17 protein-coding genes are annotated in these 16,478 nt (G+C 62.0%); 11 read left to right on the top strand and 6 right to left on the bottom strand.

Annotated elements, in window-relative coordinates:
* Window positions 1-103: 103 nt before the first annotated feature.
* The gene (locus HX821_RS10475) at window positions 104-922 is read left to right on the top strand and encodes a shikimate 5-dehydrogenase (protein WP_003211230.1); all 819 of its coding nucleotides are present in this window, start codon (window positions 104-106) and stop codon (window positions 920-922) included.
* A 291-nt stretch (window positions 923-1,213) separates the two neighbouring features.
* Here HX821_RS10475 and HX821_RS10480 read toward each other — a convergent pair whose 3' ends face one another.
* The gene (locus tag HX821_RS10480) at window positions 1,214-1,861 is read right to left on the bottom strand and encodes a YceH family protein (RefSeq protein WP_003211232.1); all 648 of its coding nucleotides are present in this window, start codon (window positions 1,859-1,861) and stop codon (window positions 1,214-1,216) included.
* 126 nt (window positions 1,862-1,987) lie between these two features.
* On the opposite strand from HX821_RS10480, the gene HX821_RS10485 reads away from it, so the two are divergent.
* A complete protein-coding gene (locus HX821_RS10485) occupies window positions 1,988-2,497 on the top strand; it encodes a DUF1993 family protein (RefSeq protein WP_003211233.1) in 510 nt (169 codons plus the stop codon).
* A 68-nt stretch (window positions 2,498-2,565) separates the two neighbouring features.
* Here the strand turns inward: HX821_RS10485 and sstT are convergent, their stop codons facing one another.
* The gene (sstT, locus tag HX821_RS10490) at window positions 2,566-3,786 is read right to left on the bottom strand and encodes a serine/threonine transporter SstT (RefSeq protein WP_003211235.1); all 1,221 of its coding nucleotides are present in this window, start codon (window positions 3,784-3,786) and stop codon (window positions 2,566-2,568) included.
* A gap of 214 nt (window positions 3,787-4,000) precedes the next feature.
* On the opposite strand from sstT, the gene HX821_RS10495 reads away from it, so the two are divergent.
* On the top strand, window positions 4,001-5,155 hold the full coding sequence (locus HX821_RS10495) for an MFS transporter (RefSeq protein ID WP_008435923.1): 1,155 nt from the start codon (window positions 4,001-4,003) through the stop codon (window positions 5,153-5,155).
* A 4-nt stretch (window positions 5,156-5,159) separates the two neighbouring features.
* Here the strand turns inward: HX821_RS10495 and nhaR are convergent, their stop codons facing one another.
* Entirely contained in the window at window positions 5,160-6,062 is a 903-nt protein-coding gene (gene nhaR / locus HX821_RS10500) for a transcriptional activator NhaR (protein ID WP_003211241.1), read from the bottom strand.
* 134 nt (window positions 6,063-6,196) lie between these two features.
* Here nhaR and HX821_RS10505 point away from each other — a divergent pair, with 134 nt between their 5' ends.
* The 4 genes from HX821_RS10505 (at window position 6,197) to mnmH (ending at window position 9,457) form a co-directional block, all read left to right on the top strand.
* A complete protein-coding gene (locus tag HX821_RS10505) occupies window positions 6,197-6,460 on the top strand; it encodes a hypothetical protein (protein WP_023658942.1) in 264 nt (87 codons plus the stop codon).
* Window positions 6,461-6,488: 28 nt separating this feature from the next.
* A complete protein-coding gene (locus HX821_RS10510) occupies window positions 6,489-7,235 on the top strand; it encodes a TerC family protein (RefSeq protein WP_003211245.1) in 747 nt (248 codons plus the stop codon).
* Between the two features lie 84 nt (window positions 7,236-7,319).
* Window positions 7,320-8,354 (top strand): selenide, water dikinase SelD, encoded by a 1,035-nt coding sequence (selD, locus tag HX821_RS10515; RefSeq protein ID WP_177035709.1) that lies wholly within the window; start codon window positions 7,320-7,322, stop codon window positions 8,352-8,354.
* Window positions 8,354-9,457 carry a tRNA 2-selenouridine(34) synthase MnmH gene (mnmH, locus tag HX821_RS10520; RefSeq protein ID WP_008435919.1) on the top strand — a complete coding sequence of 368 codons (1,104 nt, stop codon included), beginning with the start codon at window positions 8,354-8,356 and terminating at the stop codon, window positions 9,455-9,457. The genes selD and mnmH overlap by 1 nt, the downstream gene beginning before the upstream one ends.
* A gap of 128 nt (window positions 9,458-9,585) precedes the next feature.
* Here the strand turns inward: mnmH and HX821_RS10525 are convergent, their stop codons facing one another.
* Together HX821_RS10525 and HX821_RS10530 are read right to left on the bottom strand one after the other, a co-directional pair.
* A complete protein-coding gene (locus HX821_RS10525) occupies window positions 9,586-10,641 on the bottom strand; it encodes a permease (protein WP_177035710.1) in 1,056 nt (351 codons plus the stop codon).
* 175 nt (window positions 10,642-10,816) lie between these two features.
* Entirely contained in the window at window positions 10,817-11,518 is a 702-nt protein-coding gene (locus HX821_RS10530; RefSeq protein ID WP_102604857.1) for a histidine phosphatase family protein, read from the bottom strand.
* 217 nt (window positions 11,519-11,735) lie between these two features.
* Between HX821_RS10530 and HX821_RS10535 the strand changes: the two genes are divergently transcribed.
* The 3 genes from HX821_RS10535 (at window position 11,736) to hemB (ending at window position 14,383) form a co-directional block, all read left to right on the top strand.
* Window positions 11,736-12,434, top strand: a complete 699-nt coding sequence (locus HX821_RS10535; RefSeq protein ID WP_087694098.1) for a glutathione S-transferase N-terminal domain-containing protein — start codon at window positions 11,736-11,738, stop codon at window positions 12,432-12,434.
* 8 nt (window positions 12,435-12,442) lie between these two features.
* Window positions 12,443-13,285, top strand: a complete 843-nt coding sequence (locus HX821_RS10540; protein ID WP_177019734.1) for a PhzF family phenazine biosynthesis protein — start codon at window positions 12,443-12,445, stop codon at window positions 13,283-13,285.
* 123 nt (window positions 13,286-13,408) lie between these two features.
* The gene (hemB, locus tag HX821_RS10545; protein WP_003211635.1) at window positions 13,409-14,383 is read left to right on the top strand and encodes a porphobilinogen synthase; all 975 of its coding nucleotides are present in this window, start codon (window positions 13,409-13,411) and stop codon (window positions 14,381-14,383) included.
* 165 nt (window positions 14,384-14,548) lie between these two features.
* Here the strand turns inward: hemB and HX821_RS10550 are convergent, their stop codons facing one another.
* Window positions 14,549-15,163 carry a LysE family translocator gene (locus HX821_RS10550; RefSeq protein WP_177035711.1) on the bottom strand — a complete coding sequence of 205 codons (615 nt, stop codon included), beginning with the start codon at window positions 15,161-15,163 and terminating at the stop codon, window positions 14,549-14,551.
* Between the two features lie 146 nt (window positions 15,164-15,309).
* Here HX821_RS10550 and HX821_RS10555 point away from each other — a divergent pair, with 146 nt between their 5' ends.
* Window positions 15,310-16,395, top strand: a complete 1,086-nt coding sequence (locus HX821_RS10555; RefSeq protein WP_177035712.1) for a DUF1615 domain-containing protein — start codon at window positions 15,310-15,312, stop codon at window positions 16,393-16,395.
* The last annotated feature ends 83 nt before the right edge of the window (window positions 16,396-16,478 follow it).

Consider the following 16,478-nt stretch of genomic DNA (forward strand, 5'->3'; position numbering starts at 1 on the left):
TACACAAGTGGCCGGGCACAGTGCGTATGATCCATGACAACCCGCCGGCGCGGGTATTCCGTCTATCCGAAACCGCCTCTGGAATGGCTTCAAGGAGTTACCGATGCAGATGAACCCCAACAAGGACACCCAACTGTGCATGTCACTGTCGGCGCGCCCCGGGAACTTTGGCCTGCGCTTTCATAACCACCTGTACGAGCAGTTGGGGTTGAATTTCTACTACAAGGCCTTCAGTAGCCAGGACCTGCCTGGCGCCGTCGGTGGCATTCGGGCCTTGGGAATTCGGGGTTGTGGCGTGTCGATGCCATTCAAGGAAGCCTGTATTGCCCTGGTGGATGAGCTGGACGATTCGGCGCGGGCCATTGCGTCAATCAATACCATCGTCAACACCGACGGGCATTTGAAGGCCTACAACACCGATTACATCGCCATCGAGCAACTGCTGCACAAGCACCAGGTGCCCAAGGACTCGACCTTCGCCCTGCGCGGCAGCGGCGGCATGGCCAAGGCGGTGGCCAGTGCCTTGCGCGATGGCGGCTACGCCAAGGGCGTGATCGTGGCGCGCAATGAAGAAGCGGGCCGGGCGCTGGCCCAGAGCCTGGGGTATGAGTGGCAGGCGCAGTTGGGTGCCTTGCGCCCGCAGATGCTGGTCAACGTGACGCCGATTGGCATGACCGGAGGGGCGGAAGCGGATCAGTTGGCGTTTGAAGCTGACGCGGTTGATGCGGCCGAGACGGTCTTCGATGTGGTGGCGATTCCCTCGGAAACGCCACTGATCCTGCGTGGACGGGCCCAGGGCAAACGAGTGATCACCGGTTTGGAAGTGATCGCCATCCAGGCGTTGGAGCAGTTCGTGCTGTACACCGGCGTGCGGCCGACGGATGAACAGTTTCAGGCGGCGGTGGCATTTGCCCGGAGCTGAGCATCACCGCTGGCGGTGTGGAGAGTGAGCTTGCTGTGGCGAGGGAGCTTGCTGTGGAGGGTGAGCTTGCTGTGGAGAGTGAGCTTGCTGTGGAGGGTGAGCCTGCTGTGGCGAGGGAGCTTGCTTTGGAGAGTGAGCTTTTGTGGCGAGGGAGCTTGCTCCCGCTGGGTTGCGCAGCAGCCCCAAGAAAATGGGAGCGCTACGCACTCCAGCGGGAGCAAGCTCCCTCGCCACAGCAAGCTCCCTCGCCACAAAAGCTCCATCACCACAGAAGCCCACTCACCACAAATATTATTCGAGCCGCGAAAGGCGCTCTTCCAGCGCCGCAATCCGCGCTTCCAGCTCTTCGATACGCTCCAGGGAAACCCCACTTCCCGCACCACGCTCCACCGGATTCCCACGCGCCGCCAGGATCGCTTCAATGTCCGCCGGGTCGCCCAGGGCGTGCATGTACCGATCTTCCCGCTGCCCCGACTGACGCGGCACCAACAACGCCAGCCCACGGGCAATCAGGCGTTCCAGTTGATGCACCACCTGCTCGGCGTCTTCAAAGTCATGCATGCGCCCGCTCCGGGTCAGCAGTTCGTTGACCGTCTGCGGCCCCCGCAGGAACAGCAACCCGCTGAGAATCACCTGGGCCGGCACCAGCTCCAGCGCCTTGTCCACCCGATGCTCCCAGCGGTCGGCGCGGCTGCCCATCACCAGCCGGGTAAACCCGCGGCCTTCCAGGGCCCGCAGGCTCTGGCCAACCTGGCCCTGGCTGAGGTTCATCACCGGTTCGCGGCTGGTTTTCTGGTTACAGGCGATCACCAGCGCGTTGAGGGTCAACGGGTAGGTTTCAGGGCTGGTGGCCTGTTTTTCGATCAGGCAGCCCAGGATGCGGATTTCCGTGCTGTTCAGGCGCGGCTCTTCGGAAGTGGTGTCGTGCTCGGTGGTCATCGCGCTTTCCCTAATGCAGTGAGCTCACTAGCCTAATCCTGAAAAAATAAAAGACAAGCGGCGCCGGTGGCCGGCATGTCTATAATCGCGGCTGTTTCAAACCCTGCCACAACTGTCGAGACTGTCATGACTATTTCCCTGTACGCCGCTTCCCTCCCGGTCTTCAAGCAAATGCTCAACGCCCTGAGCGATGTGCTGAACAAGGCCGAGGCCCACGCCACCGCCAAGAACATCGACCCGAACGCCTTCCTGCAGGCACGCCTGTACCCGGACATGTTCCCGCTGGTGCGCCAGGTGCAGATCGCCGTCGACTTCGCCAAAGGCGTTTCTGCCCGCCTGGCTGAAATCGAAGTTCCGAAATACGACGATACAGAAGTCACCTTCGCCGACCTGCAAGCGCTGATCGCCAAGGTCCTGGCGTTTATCGACACCATCACCCCGGCCCAGGTCGACGGTAAAGAAGGCATCGAGATCATCACTCGCCCTGGCACCCCGAAAGAGAAGCGCTTCAGCGGCCAGTCGTACCTGCTGAGCTACGGCCTGCCGCAGTTCTTCTTCCACGTCACCACCGCTTACGCCTTGCTGCGTCACAACGGCGTGGAAGTGGGCAAGCGCGACTACATGGGCGCGTTCTAAGCCTTGTAATAAAAAGCCCGGGGCGGTTCATTCACGAACTTCCCCGGGCTTTTTTGTGCGCGCAAGGTCTACGCGGCTTGTTCTTCCTTGCCCAGGCACGCGGCAGCGGTGAACAACACGTCGGTGGACGAGTTCAGTGCGGTCTCCGCCGAGTCCTGCAACACGCCGATGATGAAGCCCACGGCCACCACCTGCATGGCGATTTCGCTGGGAATGCCGAACAGGCTGCACGCCAGCGGGATCAACAGCAGCGAGCCCCCGGCAACCCCCGACGCGCCGCAGGCACACACCGCCGCGACCACGCTGAGCAGCACGGCGGTGGGGATGTCCACGGCAATGCCCAGGGTGTGCACGGCGGCCAGGGTCAGCACGGTGATGGTGATGGCAGCGCCGGCCATATTGATGGTGGCGCCCAGCGGGATCGACACCGAGTAGGTGTCTTCATGCAGGCCCAGGCGCTTGCTCAACGCCAGGTTGACCGGAATGTTGGCCGCCGAACTGCGGGTGAAAAACGCGGTGATCCCGCTTTCCCGCAGGCACATCAGCACCAGCGGGTAAGGGTTGCGGCGCAGCTTCCAGAACACGATGGCCGGGTTGATCACCAGCGCGACGAACAGCATGCAGCCGATCAACACCAAAAGCAGGTGTGCGTAGCCCAGCAGGGCGCCGAAGCCGGACGTGGCGAGGGTCGAGGCCACCAGGCCGAAAATCCCCAGGGGCGCGAAGCGGATCACCATGCGCACGATCAGCGTGACGCCGTTGGACAGGTCCCCCAGCACGGTGCGGGTGGTGTCGCTGGCATGGCGAATGGCGATGCCCATGCCGATGGCCCACGCCAGGATACCGATGAAATTGGCGTTCATCAGCGCGCTGACCGGGTTGTCCACCACGCTCAGCAACAGGCTTTGCAACACATCACCGATACCGCCGGGAGGGCTGACGGCCACATCGTGGGTGGCCAGCACCAGCGAGGAGGGGAACAGCGTGCTGGCGATCACCGCGACCACGGCGGCAGCGAACGTGCCCAGCAGGTACAGGAACAGGATCGGGCGGATATGGGTTTCCTGGCCGTGCTTGTGGCTGGCAATCGAGGCCATCACCAGCACAAATACCAGGATGGGCGCGACGGCCTTGAGCGCCGAGACAAAGACCTTGCCAATAAACCCGGTGGCTTGTGCGACGTCGGGCAACAGCAGGGCCAACAGGATACCGGCGATCAGGCCGATGACAATTTGGGTGACCAGGCTGATAGACATCAGGCGTTGGAAGAGGGAAGGGGCAGCAGTCATAAAAAGGTTGTCTCTGGTTTTTTTAATAGATGCAGCTAGGCAGCATGAATCTGGCAGGAGCGAAGTCTAACATCTGTAGGAAACGTCTAATCCGGGTGCGGCGTTCCGTCACCACGCCGCTACACATTCTGTTAACATTGCCCATCCTCTTATTTCTTCTCTATCAGCGGGCCCTCCGGGCTGTCGTTGATGTCGCTGTTTTCTGGAGTTTTTGATGTTGTTTCCGATCCTGCTGTTGTCGGCAGCCGGTTTTACCGTGCTGACCACAGAGTTCATCATCGTCGGCCTGTTGCCTTCCATCGCCCGGGACCTCGATGTAAGCGTGTCCCAGGCCGGTTTGCTGGTGACGTTGTTCGCCTTCACCGTGGCGGCGTTTGGCCCGTTCCTCACCGCGTATTTCGCCCGGTTCGAGCGCAAGCGACTGTTTATCACGATCCTGATCATGTTCGGCCTGGCCAACACTCTGGCGGCGATCGCGTCGAATATCTGGGTCATGTCCCTGGCGCGCCTGATTCCTGCCTTGGGATTGCCGGTGTTCTGGGCCCTGGCCAGCGAGACAGCGGTGGACATTGTGGGGCCGGACTTCGCAGGCCGCGCGATTGAAAAAATCGGCTTCGGCATCGTGTGTGCCACGGTCTTCGGGATCCCGGTGGGCACGCTGATTTCCGATATGTTCGGCTGGCGCACCGCCTTTGGCATTCTTGCGGTGGTGGCGTTCGCCAAGGCCCTGCTGCTGTTTATCTACCTGCCGAAGACCCGGGCAAAGAACGACCAGGTCAGCCTGCGCTCGCAGTTCAAGATCTTGCGCAGCCCGCTGATGCAGGGCCATATCCTGCTGTCGATCCTGGTGTTCAGCGGGATGTTCACCGCCTACACCTACCTGGCAGACATTCTCGAACGCCTGGCGGGTTTTGACGGCACGGTAGTGGGCTGGTGCCTTATGGGCTTTGGCGCGGTCGGCCTGATCGGCAACTCTTTGGGCGGGCGCATGGTCGACCGTCATCCGCTGATTGCGTCGATGGTGTTCTGCGGTTTCATGATCGCCGGCATGGTGGCGCTGGTGCCCGCTATCCATTCCACGATCGGGTTGGCGGCGGCGATGGCGGTATGGGGCGTGACCCAGGCGGCATTGTTTCTGGTCAGCCATGTGCGACTGATGAAGGCCGCACCCCATGCGCCGGCGTTTGCCGCCTCGTTGAACATTGCCGGGGCCAACCTGGGGATTGGCCTGGGGGCGCTGGTGGGCGGGCACGTGATCGACACCCTGGGCCTGGGCAGCCTCGGGTTTGCCGCGGCGGGCTTTATCCTGTTGTCGATCCTGCTGGCGCTGTGGCTGATGACTGCCAAGACTCGCGCCGTCTGCGCCTGAGCCTTCAGGGCAGGGAGGTGAACAGCTCCCGTCTGGCACCTTCGGTAATCGCCACGATGCCGGGGTGCTTGACCTTGCGCTCCACCGAGATTGCATAAAACGATTCGGTCACCGCATCCGTCTGGCCGATCAGCGCCACGCCATACTGGCGTTCCACCTCGTCGGCAATCACGCTCGGCGCGATGAAAATCCCGCTGCCGGATTGGCCAAAGGCCTGCATCAACGCGCTGTCGTCAAATTCCCCGACAATCCGAGGCTGGATCTGCTGCTCGGCAAACCAGCGCAGCAAACGGCTGCGCACCACCGTCTCCGCCCCCGGAATCAACAGCGGCGCACCCTGCAGGCATTGTGGGAAATCGCCGCGATGCTGGTCAGCCAATGCCTGGGTTGCGAAGAAACTGATGCCGCATTCCCCGAGCTTCTGGCTGTAGCCCTTGATGTCCAGGTGCGGCGGCATCGGGCTGTCGGAGATCACCAGATCCAGGCGCTGGATCGCCAGGTCCGCCAGCAAGCGTTCGAGTTTGTCTTCACGGCAGGTGATGCGGATCGGCTCGCTCAACTCCATGGTTGGCGCAATCAGCCGATAGACGATGGACTTGGGCACCACATCCGCGACGCCAACCCGGAACAGGATCTGCTGCTCATTGGGCTGGGTGCGCAACATCGCTTCAAGCTCATTGCCCAGCTGGAACATCTGCTCGGCATAGGGCAGCGCCTGGCGCCCGGCTTCGGTCAGCTCCAGCTGGCGCCCGACCTTCTGGAACAATGCCACGCCAAAGGTCTGTTCCAGCAGGCTGATCTGCCCGCTGATGGTCTGCGGCGTGAGGTTCAGTTGCTCGCAGGCGCGCACGATGCTGCCGGTCTTGGCGACGACCCAGAAGTAGTGCAGTTGTCGGTAATTGAGCATGGCGACCAATACTTCGTGAAAACAGAAGTATAAACGAAAAAAATACGAATTTTCCTGAAGTGTCCCCCTGCATAGAATGCGTCGCTATCGAGGGGCCACTACTTGGACCCGACGGTTCTAACGAGGAACGCATCATGAAACTCAATTCCCTGGGCGCAACGGCGTTACTTGGGCTTTCATTAGTCATGCTCAGTGGCTGTGACCAAGCGGAAAAAAGCGCGCAACAACTGCTGGGCAAGGCCACCGAGTCGGCCAAGCAAGTGATTGACGACACCCACCAGGCCGCCGAACAGGCGTTGAGTGACGCGACCAAGGGCTTGATCGCACCGCCGCAAGGCAAGCCGGACAAGCCGGAACAGGAAGACAGCAAGCCTGAGTCCACCTCCCAAGAAACCTGATACCCGCACACAACACCAGGAATGACCTATGGAATACCTTTTACAACTGGCCGCCAGCCCGACCGCGTGGATCGCACTGGCCACCCTGATCGTCATGGAGATCGTGCTGGGGATCGATAACCTGATCTTTATCTCGATTCTCACCAACAAGTTGCCGGTGAAGCACCGGGCCAAGGCCCGCCGCATCGGCATCAGCATGGCATTGATCCTGCGTCTGGGCCTGTTGAGCACCATCGCCTTTATCGTGCAGCTGACCGAGCCGGTCATCGACATCCTGGGGCAGTCGTTCTCCTGGAAAGACATGATCCTGATCGCCGGTGGCCTGTTCCTGGTGTGGAAGGCCACCACCGAGATCCATCACAGCATGGACCCCGAGAAGGAGCATGTGGACACCGGCGCGCCGAGCGTGACCCTGGGCTTCGCCTCGGCGATTGGCCAGATCCTGCTGCTGGACATGGTGTTTTCCATCGACAGCATCATCACCGCCGTGGGCATGACCGAGCACTTGCCGATCATGATCATTGCCGTGGTGGTCTCGGTGATCGTGATGCTGGTGGCGGCCGAGCCGCTGGCCAAGTTCATCAACGACAACCCGACCATTGTGATGTTGGCCCTGGGCTTCCTCATCATGATCGGTATGACGCTGATCGCCGAAGGTTTCGGCGCCCATGTGCCAAAAGGCTATGTGTATGCGGCCATGGCGTTCTCGGCGGCTATCGAATGCCTGAACATGATGCGACGCAACCGGCATAAACGGCTTGCTGCCAAACACTAAGGGCTGAACATAAAGGCCGACTGCATGCAGTCGGCCTTTTGCTGTCTGCTAGAATCCGCCCACTTGACGCCTTGAGGGATACCCATGAACGAGCCGATTCGCCTGACCCAATACAGCCACGGTGCTGGTTGCGGTTGCAAGATCTCACCTCAGGTACTGGAAGTGATCCTCGCCGGCAGTGGCGCACAGAACCTCGACCCCAAGCTCTGGGTAGGCAACGCTTCGCGCGATGACGCGGCGGTGTACGCCATCGACGAGGAGCGCGGCGTGGTGTCCACCACCGACTTTTTCATGCCGATCGTCGATGACCCCTTCGACTTCGGCCGCATTGCCGCCACCAATGCCATCAGCGATATCTATGCGATGGGCGGCGATCCGTTGATGGCCATCGCGATTCTCGGTTGGCCGGTCAACGTGCTGGCTCCGGAGATTGCCCGGGAAGTGATTCGCGGCGGCCGTTCCGTGTGTGACGCTGCCGGGATTCCCCTGGCCGGCGGCCACTCCATCGACGCCCCGGAGCCGATCTTCGGCCTGGCCGTCACCGGGCTGGTGGAAAAGCGCCACATGAAGCGCAACGACACCGCCACCGCCGGTTGCCAACTGTACCTGACCAAACCCCTGGGCATCGGCATCCTCACCACGGCCGAGAAGAAGGGCAAGCTGCGCGAGGCCGACGTGGGCCTGGCCCGTGACTGGATGTGCACCCTCAACAAACCCGGCAGCCGTTTTGGCAAGCTGGCCGGTGTCACGGCCATGACCGACGTCACCGGTTTCGGCCTGTTGGGCCACCTGGTGGAAATGGCTGACGGCAGCCAATTAACTGCCCGCATCGAATACGAAAAAGTCCCACGCCTGCCCGGGGTTGAGTACTACCTGGAACAGGGCTGCGTCCCCGGCGGCACCTTGCGCAATTTCGACAGCTACGCCAGCAAGCTGGGGCGCCTGAACGAACTGCACAAGCGCGTGCTGTGCGACCCGCAAACCAGCGGCGGGCTGCTGGTGGCGGTCACCCTCGAAGGCAATGCCGAATTCCTCGCCGTGGCGGCGGAGCTGGGCCTGAACCTTGAGCCGATCGGCGAACTGGTTGAGCGACAGACCAACGCGGTAGAGGTGTTCTGATGCCCATCGACATCACCGATTACCGCGATATCTTTCTCAACGACCGGCCGATGATGGATACCCGCGCGCCGATCGAGTTCATCAAGGGCGCGTTTCCCGGGGTGGTCAACCTGCCGTTGATGACCGACGACGAGCGCGAACGGGTGGGCACCTGTTACAAGCAGCAAGGCCAGCAGGCGGCCATTGTTCTCGGGCACGAACTGGTGTCCGGGGCGATCAAGGCCGAACGTATCGAACACTGGGCGCGTTTTGCCCAGGCCAATCCGGATGGTCTGCTGTACTGCTTTCGCGGCGGGATGCGTTCGCAGATTGCCCAGCAATGGTTGAAAACCGAGGCGGGTATTGACTATCCGCGAGTGGGCGGTGGCTACAAGGCCATGCGGACTTTCCTGCTCGACACGGTTGAAAGCGCCACCGCGCAATGCGACTTCGTACTGTTGGGCGGCATGACCGGTACCGGCAAGACCGAAGTGCTCGGCCAGTTGAACAACGCCCTGGACCTGGAAGGCCACGCCAACCATCGCGGTTCCAGCTTCGGCAAACGCGCTACGGCGCAACCTTCCAACATCGACTTCGAAAACCGCCTGGCGGTGGACCTGCTGAAAAAGCGCGCCGCCGGTATCGAGCAGTTTGTGGTCGAGGATGAGAGCCGCATGATCGGCAGCTGCGCGCTGCCGTTGCCCTTGCACAAAGGCATGCAGGGCTTCCCGATGGTCTGGCTGGAAGACAGCGTTGAAGGCCGGGTGGAGCGCATCCTGAAGGATTATGTAGTGGACCTCTGCGCCGAGTTTGTCGCGGTGTTTGGCGACACTGGCCAGGAACTGTTTGCCGAGCGCCTGACCCAGAGCCTGGGCAATATCCACAAGCGCCTGGGCGGCGAGCGGTTTGCGCGGTTGCACGCGATCATGCAGGAAGCATTGGCAGAACAAGCCAGCAGCGGCGCGGTGGAGTTGCACCGCGGCTGGATTGAGGGGTTGTTGCGTGAGTATTACGACCCGATGTACGCGTTCCAGCGGGAAAGCAAAGGCGCACGCATCGAGTTTGCGGGAGAGCAAGCGGCGGTGGTGGAGTATTTCCGGGACAGGCTCGCTCGGCGTACGTGATTGATTGAGTTCGCCGGCCCCTTCGCGAGCAAGCCCGCTCCCACATTCGACCGCGCTCCTACAGGATAAACGCGGTCGAATGTGGGAGCGGGCTTGCTCGCGAAGAGGCCCTCAAACTCACCCAATCACTACAGGATAAACGCCCCGATCAGCCCACACACCACCCCCATCAGCATGGTCAAGCCGGCCACAGTCACCAGCACCCGCGCATCGAAATCCTTGCGCAGCATCAGCAGCGACGGCAGGCTCACGCTCGGCAGGGTCATCAGCAAGGCCACGGCCGGGCCGGTGCCCATGCCGAGGGTCATCATGGTCTGCACGATGGGGATTTCGGCGGCGGTCGGGATCACGAACAACGTGCCGACAATCGCCAGAGGCACCAGCCACACCAGGCTGTTGGCCATGGCGCCGTCAACGTGGGGAAACAGCCAGACCCGCACCGCGCCAAGGATCAGCACCGCCAGGATGTACACCGGAATCGTGCTCCAGAACAGCTGCCACAGGGTGCGCAGCCAGCGGGTCAGGAACGGTTCGGTTTCGGCATGGCTGGCCTGGGCCACGGCGTCGAGCGCGGCTTCCGGTACCTGCTCCGGCCGCGCGATGCGTTGCGCCACCAGCGAAACACCCACCACCAGCACGATCCCGGCCACCAACCGCAGCGCGGTAAAGCCCCAGCCCAGCACAAAGCCCATGAACACCAGTGTCGCCGGGTTCAGCACCGGGTTGGCAATCCAGAACGCCAGCGCCGCGCCGACCGAGACTTTCTGCCGACGCATACCGGCCGCCACCGGAGCGGCGCAGCAACTGCACATCATCCCCGGCAGGGCGAACAGCCCGCCACGCAGGGTAGATCCCAGCCCGGCACGGCCAAACAGGCGCAGCAGCCAGTCCCGTGGGATCAGCACCTGCAGCAATGAGCCGAGAATGACCGCCAGCACCGCAGCCTTCCAGATCGCCAGGAAATACACCTGGGCATAGGCCAGCGCGGCGGCCAGTGGCGCGCTTTGCTGGTCGTTGAGAATCGAGGCGCCGATGCTGTGGTTGTCTGCCGCGATAAACGCCTTGGCGTAGTAGGACGACCATTTCACGTAGTAGAGGCCGACGCAGGCCACCAGCAGGAACAGCGCTGGTTTCCACCAGAAGGACCAGCCCCGGGCAGGCTGGGTGGAGGAGAGGTTGGACATGTAGATGATCCGCAGGTGAGTCAATAGCGCAACATCATACGCTGTACAAGGCCGCCTCCGAAGCACTGTGGCGAGGGAGCTTGCTCCCGCTGGGCTGCGAAGCGGCCCCAAAATTCTGGGAGCGCTTCGCACTCCAGCGGGAGCAAGCTCCCTCGCCACGGGTCTTCGGGGGCGGTCAGATATCGGCGCTGACTTGCGTTGCGTCCGGGCAAGTCTGCTGGCCATTGTCCAGGCCTTGCTTGTAGTTGCGGCTGAGCAGCGAGGCCTTGCCGTTGTGCCAGGTCAGGGTCAACACATACAAGCTATCGAAATCGCTGCCGGACCAATCGTCGGTAATCACATGTTTTTCACCGACGGCCTCGCTTGCCACCTTGTTGATCAAGTCCGGCAGATACCCATGGGACCAGGCAGTGTAGATGACGGCGTTGTGGTATTTGTCTTCCACCAGTTCGTCAGCGAGGGCGCTGGTGTCATTGGCCGAGAACTTGATGTTGACCGGCAACCCGAGCTTGATCGCGCTGGGGCTGATGGTCATCAACGGGCGGATGTAGCTGTAGGAGTTGTCTTTCTCGCCTTCCTCGACATTGCGGGTCGGGTTGGGTGCGAACACGTAGTTGGCGTTGCCGAATTTTTCCGGCAGCACGGTGGCCAGGTTCATCGCACGGTTAAGCCCCTGGCAGTTGAGTTGGCCGAGGCCCCCGGCAGGTTTCTCGCCATGGCGCAGGAACACCAGGGTTTGCACGCCGTCGACCGGCTGGGCGCGGCTGACCCGCGATTCCAGGCTAAGGCCGACCGCGGCGCTCACCAGCAATACCGGCAGCAGGATGTAGGAGTAGCGTTTGAAGCGTTTCGCAAGGCACAGAGGCTTGATGGTCATGATGGTTCTAAGTCTCGGTGCAGGGATTCAGGGCAAGCAAGCCCAGCCATCGGGCGCTCTTTAAGAGTCCCCCAAGGCAGTTTGGTTCGTTTCGCGGGGGAGATGGGGCGGCATCCTTGCCGTGTGCAGGAGATTAACCCGCCGATGTTGCTGAATTAAGACGGATGCACGATAGGCACTGAACCACTACTCTCCTACTTTTATCAGGAGTCCCATGATGAACTCACTTTCAGACTTCCCCATCACCGCCAAATGGCCGGCCCGGCATCCCGAGCGTCTGCAGCTGTATTCGTTGCCCACGCCCAACGGGGTCAAGGTGTCGATCATGCTCGAGGAAATCGGCCTGCCCTACGAGGCGCACAAGGTCAGTTTCGAGACCCAGGACCAGCTTTCCAGCGAGTTCCTGTCGCTGAACCCCAACAACAAGATCCCGGCGATCATCGACCCCAATGGCCCGAGCGGCCAGGCGCTGGGGCTGTTCGAGTCGGGCGCGATCCTGATCTACCTCGCCGAGAAGAGCGGTGAATTGCTTCCCGAAGACCCGGCGATGCGTTACGAGACGATCCAGTGGCTGATGTTCCAGATGGCCGGTATCGGGCCGATGTTCGGCCAGGTGGGGTTCTTCAACAAATTCGCCGGCGCGGCCTACGAAGACAAGCGCCCGCGCGACCGCTACGTCGCCGAGTCGCGCCGCTTGCTGGACGTGCTGGAAAAGCGCCTGTTGGGCCGCACCTGGATCATGGGTGACGAGTACAGCATCGCCGATATCGCCACCTTCCCGTGGGTTCGCAACCTGATCGGCTTCTATGAGTCCGGCGACCTGGTGGGTATTACCGACTTCCCGAACGTACTGCGGGCCCTGGACGGGTTTGTCGCCCGGCCGGCGGTGATCCGTGGCTTGAACATCCCAGCATAAGGACCGGCATGGCTTCTTTCGACTTCAAACAACTGGACGTTTTCAGCAGCGTGGCCGTCAAGGGCAACCCGTTGGCCGTGGTGCTGGGCGCCGACAGCCTGAACGACCAGCAGATGGCGGATTTCGCCAACTGGACCAACCTCAGCGAAACCACCTTCCTGCTCAAGCCCCGTGATCCACGAGCGGACTACCGCGTAAGGATCTTCACGACCCTCAAGGAATTGCCGTTTGCCGGCCATCCGACCCTGGGCAGTTGCCATGCCTGGTTGCTGGCCGGTGGCCAACCCGCTGGGGAGGAGATCATCCAGGAGTGTGAGATCGGCCTGGTGCGCATCCGCCGCCAGGGCGATGAACTGGCGTTTATCGCGCCACCGTTGCTGCGTTCCGGCCCGCTGGAAGCTGAATTGGTCGAGCGCGTGCGTCGGGCCCTGGACCTTGAGCCCGGTGCGATTTTGCGCAGCCAGTGGGTGGATAACGGCGCGGGCTGGCTGGCGGTGATGCTGGCGGATCGCGAGCAGGTACTGGCACTGCGGCCGGACTATTCGCAGTTGCAGGGCTTGGCCGTGGGCGTGATCGCCCCGTGGAACCCCGAGCGGGATGGCGATGAGGCGCAGTTTGAGGTGCGGGCCTTTATTGCCGGCGACGGCGCTCCGGAAGATCCGGCCACCGGCAGCCTGAACGCCGGTGTCGCCCAGTGGTTGCTGGGCGAGGGGTTGGCGCCCAGCCGCTATGTGGTCAGCCAGGGCACCGCCATGGGCCGCGCCGGGCGAATCCGCATTGAACACAGCGGCGAGGAAATCTGGGTCGGCGGCGCGGTTGCCGTTTGCATTGAAGGCCGTCTACAGCTCTAGATCAATGCAATTGTTACCAAGCCTGCAATAAACTGTTCCGCACTTGGCGTTTGTGCTCTGCGGTGCACGAGGCATAAGCTTTCGCCCCAAAGATTTTTGGCCTGCCTTTTTTCAGGAGCATCAATGTCCAGCCAGTTCCCCGAAGCCCGTCCACGCCGCCTGCGCCGCTCCCCGGAGTTGCGTGGCCTGTTCCAGGAAAGCGAATTCACCCTCAATGACTTGGTGCTGCCGATCTTCGTTGAAGAAGAAATCGACGACTTCGTGCCGATCACCAGCATGCCCGGGGTGCAGCGCATTCCCGAGTCGAAGCTGGCCGGCGAGATCGAACGCTATGCGAAAGCCGGGATCAAGTCGGTGATGACCTTCGGCGTGTCCCACCACCTGGACGCCTCGGGCAGTGACACCTGGCAAGAGCGTGGCCTGGTGTCGCGCATGTCCTCGATCATCAAGGATGCGGTGCCGGAAATGATCGTGATGTCCGATACCTGTTTCTGCGAATACACCGACCACGGCCATTGCGGCGTGATGCACGGCGCCGAAGTCGACAACGACCGCACCCTGGTCAACCTTGGCAAGCAAGCTGTGGCTGCCGCTCGTGCCGGTGCCGATGTGATCGCGCCGTCTGCCGCGATGGACGGGCAGGTCCAGGCCATTCGCCGGGCCCTGGATGAAGCAGGCTTCAGCCATATCCCGATCATGGCCTATTCCACCAAGTTCGCCTCGGCCCTCTACGGCCCGTTCCGCGAAGCCGGCGGCAGCGCGCTGAAGGGCGATCGCAAGAGCTACCAGATGAACCCGATGAACCGCCGCGAAGCGGTGCGCGAATCGTTGCTGGATGAGCAGGAAGGTGCGGACGCGCTGATGGTCAAGCCGGCCGGCGCGTACCTGGACATCATCCGCGACATCCGCGAAGCCTCGCGTTTGCCGGTGGCGGCGTACCAGGTCAGCGGCGAGTACGCGATGATCAAGTTCGGCGCCCAGGCGGGCGCGATCGACGAAGCCCGCGTAGTGCGGGAAACCCTGGGCTCGATCAAGCGCGCCGGTGCGGACTTGATCTTCACCTACTTCGCGATGGACCTGGCACTCGCCGGGATCTAAGTAACCTGTGGCGAGGGACCTGGCACTCGCCGGGATCTAAGTAACCTGTGGCGAGGGAGCTTGCTCCCGCTGGGGCGCGCAGCGGCCCTGAAAATGGGCCTGCTGCGCAGTCCAGCGGGAGCAAGCTCCCTCGCCACAAGAAGGCTGTTCGCGGCTGCTTGCAACTTAGCGCTGGGCAAATGCCAGGTTCAGCCCCAACCCCGCAAACGCCGCTGCAAAACTGCGGCGCAGCCAGTTCTGTACACGTGGCGATTCGATCACCGCGCGGCGGAACACATTGGCCAGCAGGCCATAAATCACAAACACCGCAAACGTCATCGCCATGAATACACTGCTCAGCAACAGCATTTGCAGGGCCGGTGCGCCCGCGCCCGGGGTGACGAATTGCGGCAGGAACGCCAGGAAGAAAATCGTCAGCTTGGGGTTCAGAATATTCAGCAACAGGCCTCGCACCATCAGGCTGTTGGCGCTGGAAATCGTCGGTGCGTCGTTCATGGCAAAGGCCGAGCGGTCCCGCCAGGTGGCATAGGCGAGGTACAGCAAGTAGGCGGCGCCGGCATACTTGAGGGCTTCGAACGCCAGGGCGCTGGTATGCAGCAGGGCGGACAGCCCAAGCACGGAGGCCAACAAGTGCGGGACGATCCCGGCGGTGCAGCCCAGCGCGGCGAACACACTGGCGCGCTTGCCGGCGGTCAGTCCGGTGGACACGGTGAAGATCACGCCGGTGCCGGGAATGAGCACGACGATCAGGCAGGTGATCAGGAAGTTCAGGCTAAGCATGGCATTCAAACTCCTTGTAGGAACGACGGGAGCCTGATCCTTTCACGTTGCGGTTTTTTTGGCGAGTGCGGCAGGTCGGCGAACCCCGGTTAGACTTACCGGTCGATATCTGCCAAGACTGGCCCATTGTCGCCCAAGGAAGCCCCATGCGTTCATCTCGCCTCATCCTGTGCCTTACCACCTTATTGGTACTGGCCGGCTGCTCCAGCCAGCGCACCCAGCAACTGCCGGAGCGCAGCGAAGCCGAGGTAAAGGCGCAGATCGTGCGGCTGATGCCGGCCAGCGTGCCGGATCGTGGCGGCTGGGCCCAGGACATCTACACCGCCTTCAATACGCAGAAAATCTACCCCAGCACGGAAAACATCTGCGCGGTATTGGCCGTGACCGAGCAGGAGTCCACCTATCAGGTTGACCCGCCGGTACCGAACATGGGCAAGATCGCCCAGGACGAAATCCTGCGCCGCGCCGCTAAAGTCCACGTGCCGGCGGTGCTGGTGCGCACGGCGCTGCAACTGCGCTCGCCCACCGGCAAGTCCTACGCCGAGCGCTTGAACGCTGCGCGCACCGAGCGGGATTTGAGTGGAATCTTTGACGACTTCATTAGTGTCGTGCCCTTGGGCAATACGCTGTTTGGCGGCTTCAACCCGGTGCATACCGCAGGCCCGATGCAGGTCAGCATCGACTTCGCACAGAAGCAGGCCCGGGATTATCCCTACACCGTGGATGGCAGCATCCGCCGGGAAGTGTTTACCCGCCGAGGCGGCATGTACTTTGGCATCACCCATCTGCTGGGCTACCCGGTGAATTACGACCAGATGCTGTACCGCTTCGCCGATTTCAATGCCGGTTGGTACGCCAGCCGCAACGCCGCATTCCAGGCAGCGGTCAGCCGGGTCTCGGGTACCACGCTGGCGCTGGACGGTGATTTGATCAACTACGGCTCGTTCCTGCCAGGCACCACCGAGCTGGCAGTGCGCTCACTGGGCAAGGCGCTGGACATGCGCAACCCGAGCATCCGCAGCCAGCTGGAGCAGGGCGAGCGCCTGGATTTTGAAGACACCACCCTGTACCAGCGTGTGTTCGCCCTGGCCGACAAGGCCGCCGGCAAACCGGTGCCGCGGGCGATCCTGCCGGGCATCGTGCTGAAAAGCCCGAAGATCACCCGCAACCTCACCACGGCCTGGTTTGCCAAGCGCGTGGATGAGCGTTATCAGCGCTGCATGAAGCGTTAGGCTTATCACCGGGGATTTACCGGGCTGATGTTGATGGTCCGGATGGCTGCGGTGGGATACACCTCCAGCCTTGTCCCCAAGGA

The organism is Pseudomonas sp. B6001 (genome assembly GCF_013386015.1).
Classification (GTDB): Bacteria; Pseudomonadota; Gammaproteobacteria; order Pseudomonadales; family Pseudomonadaceae; genus Aquipseudomonas.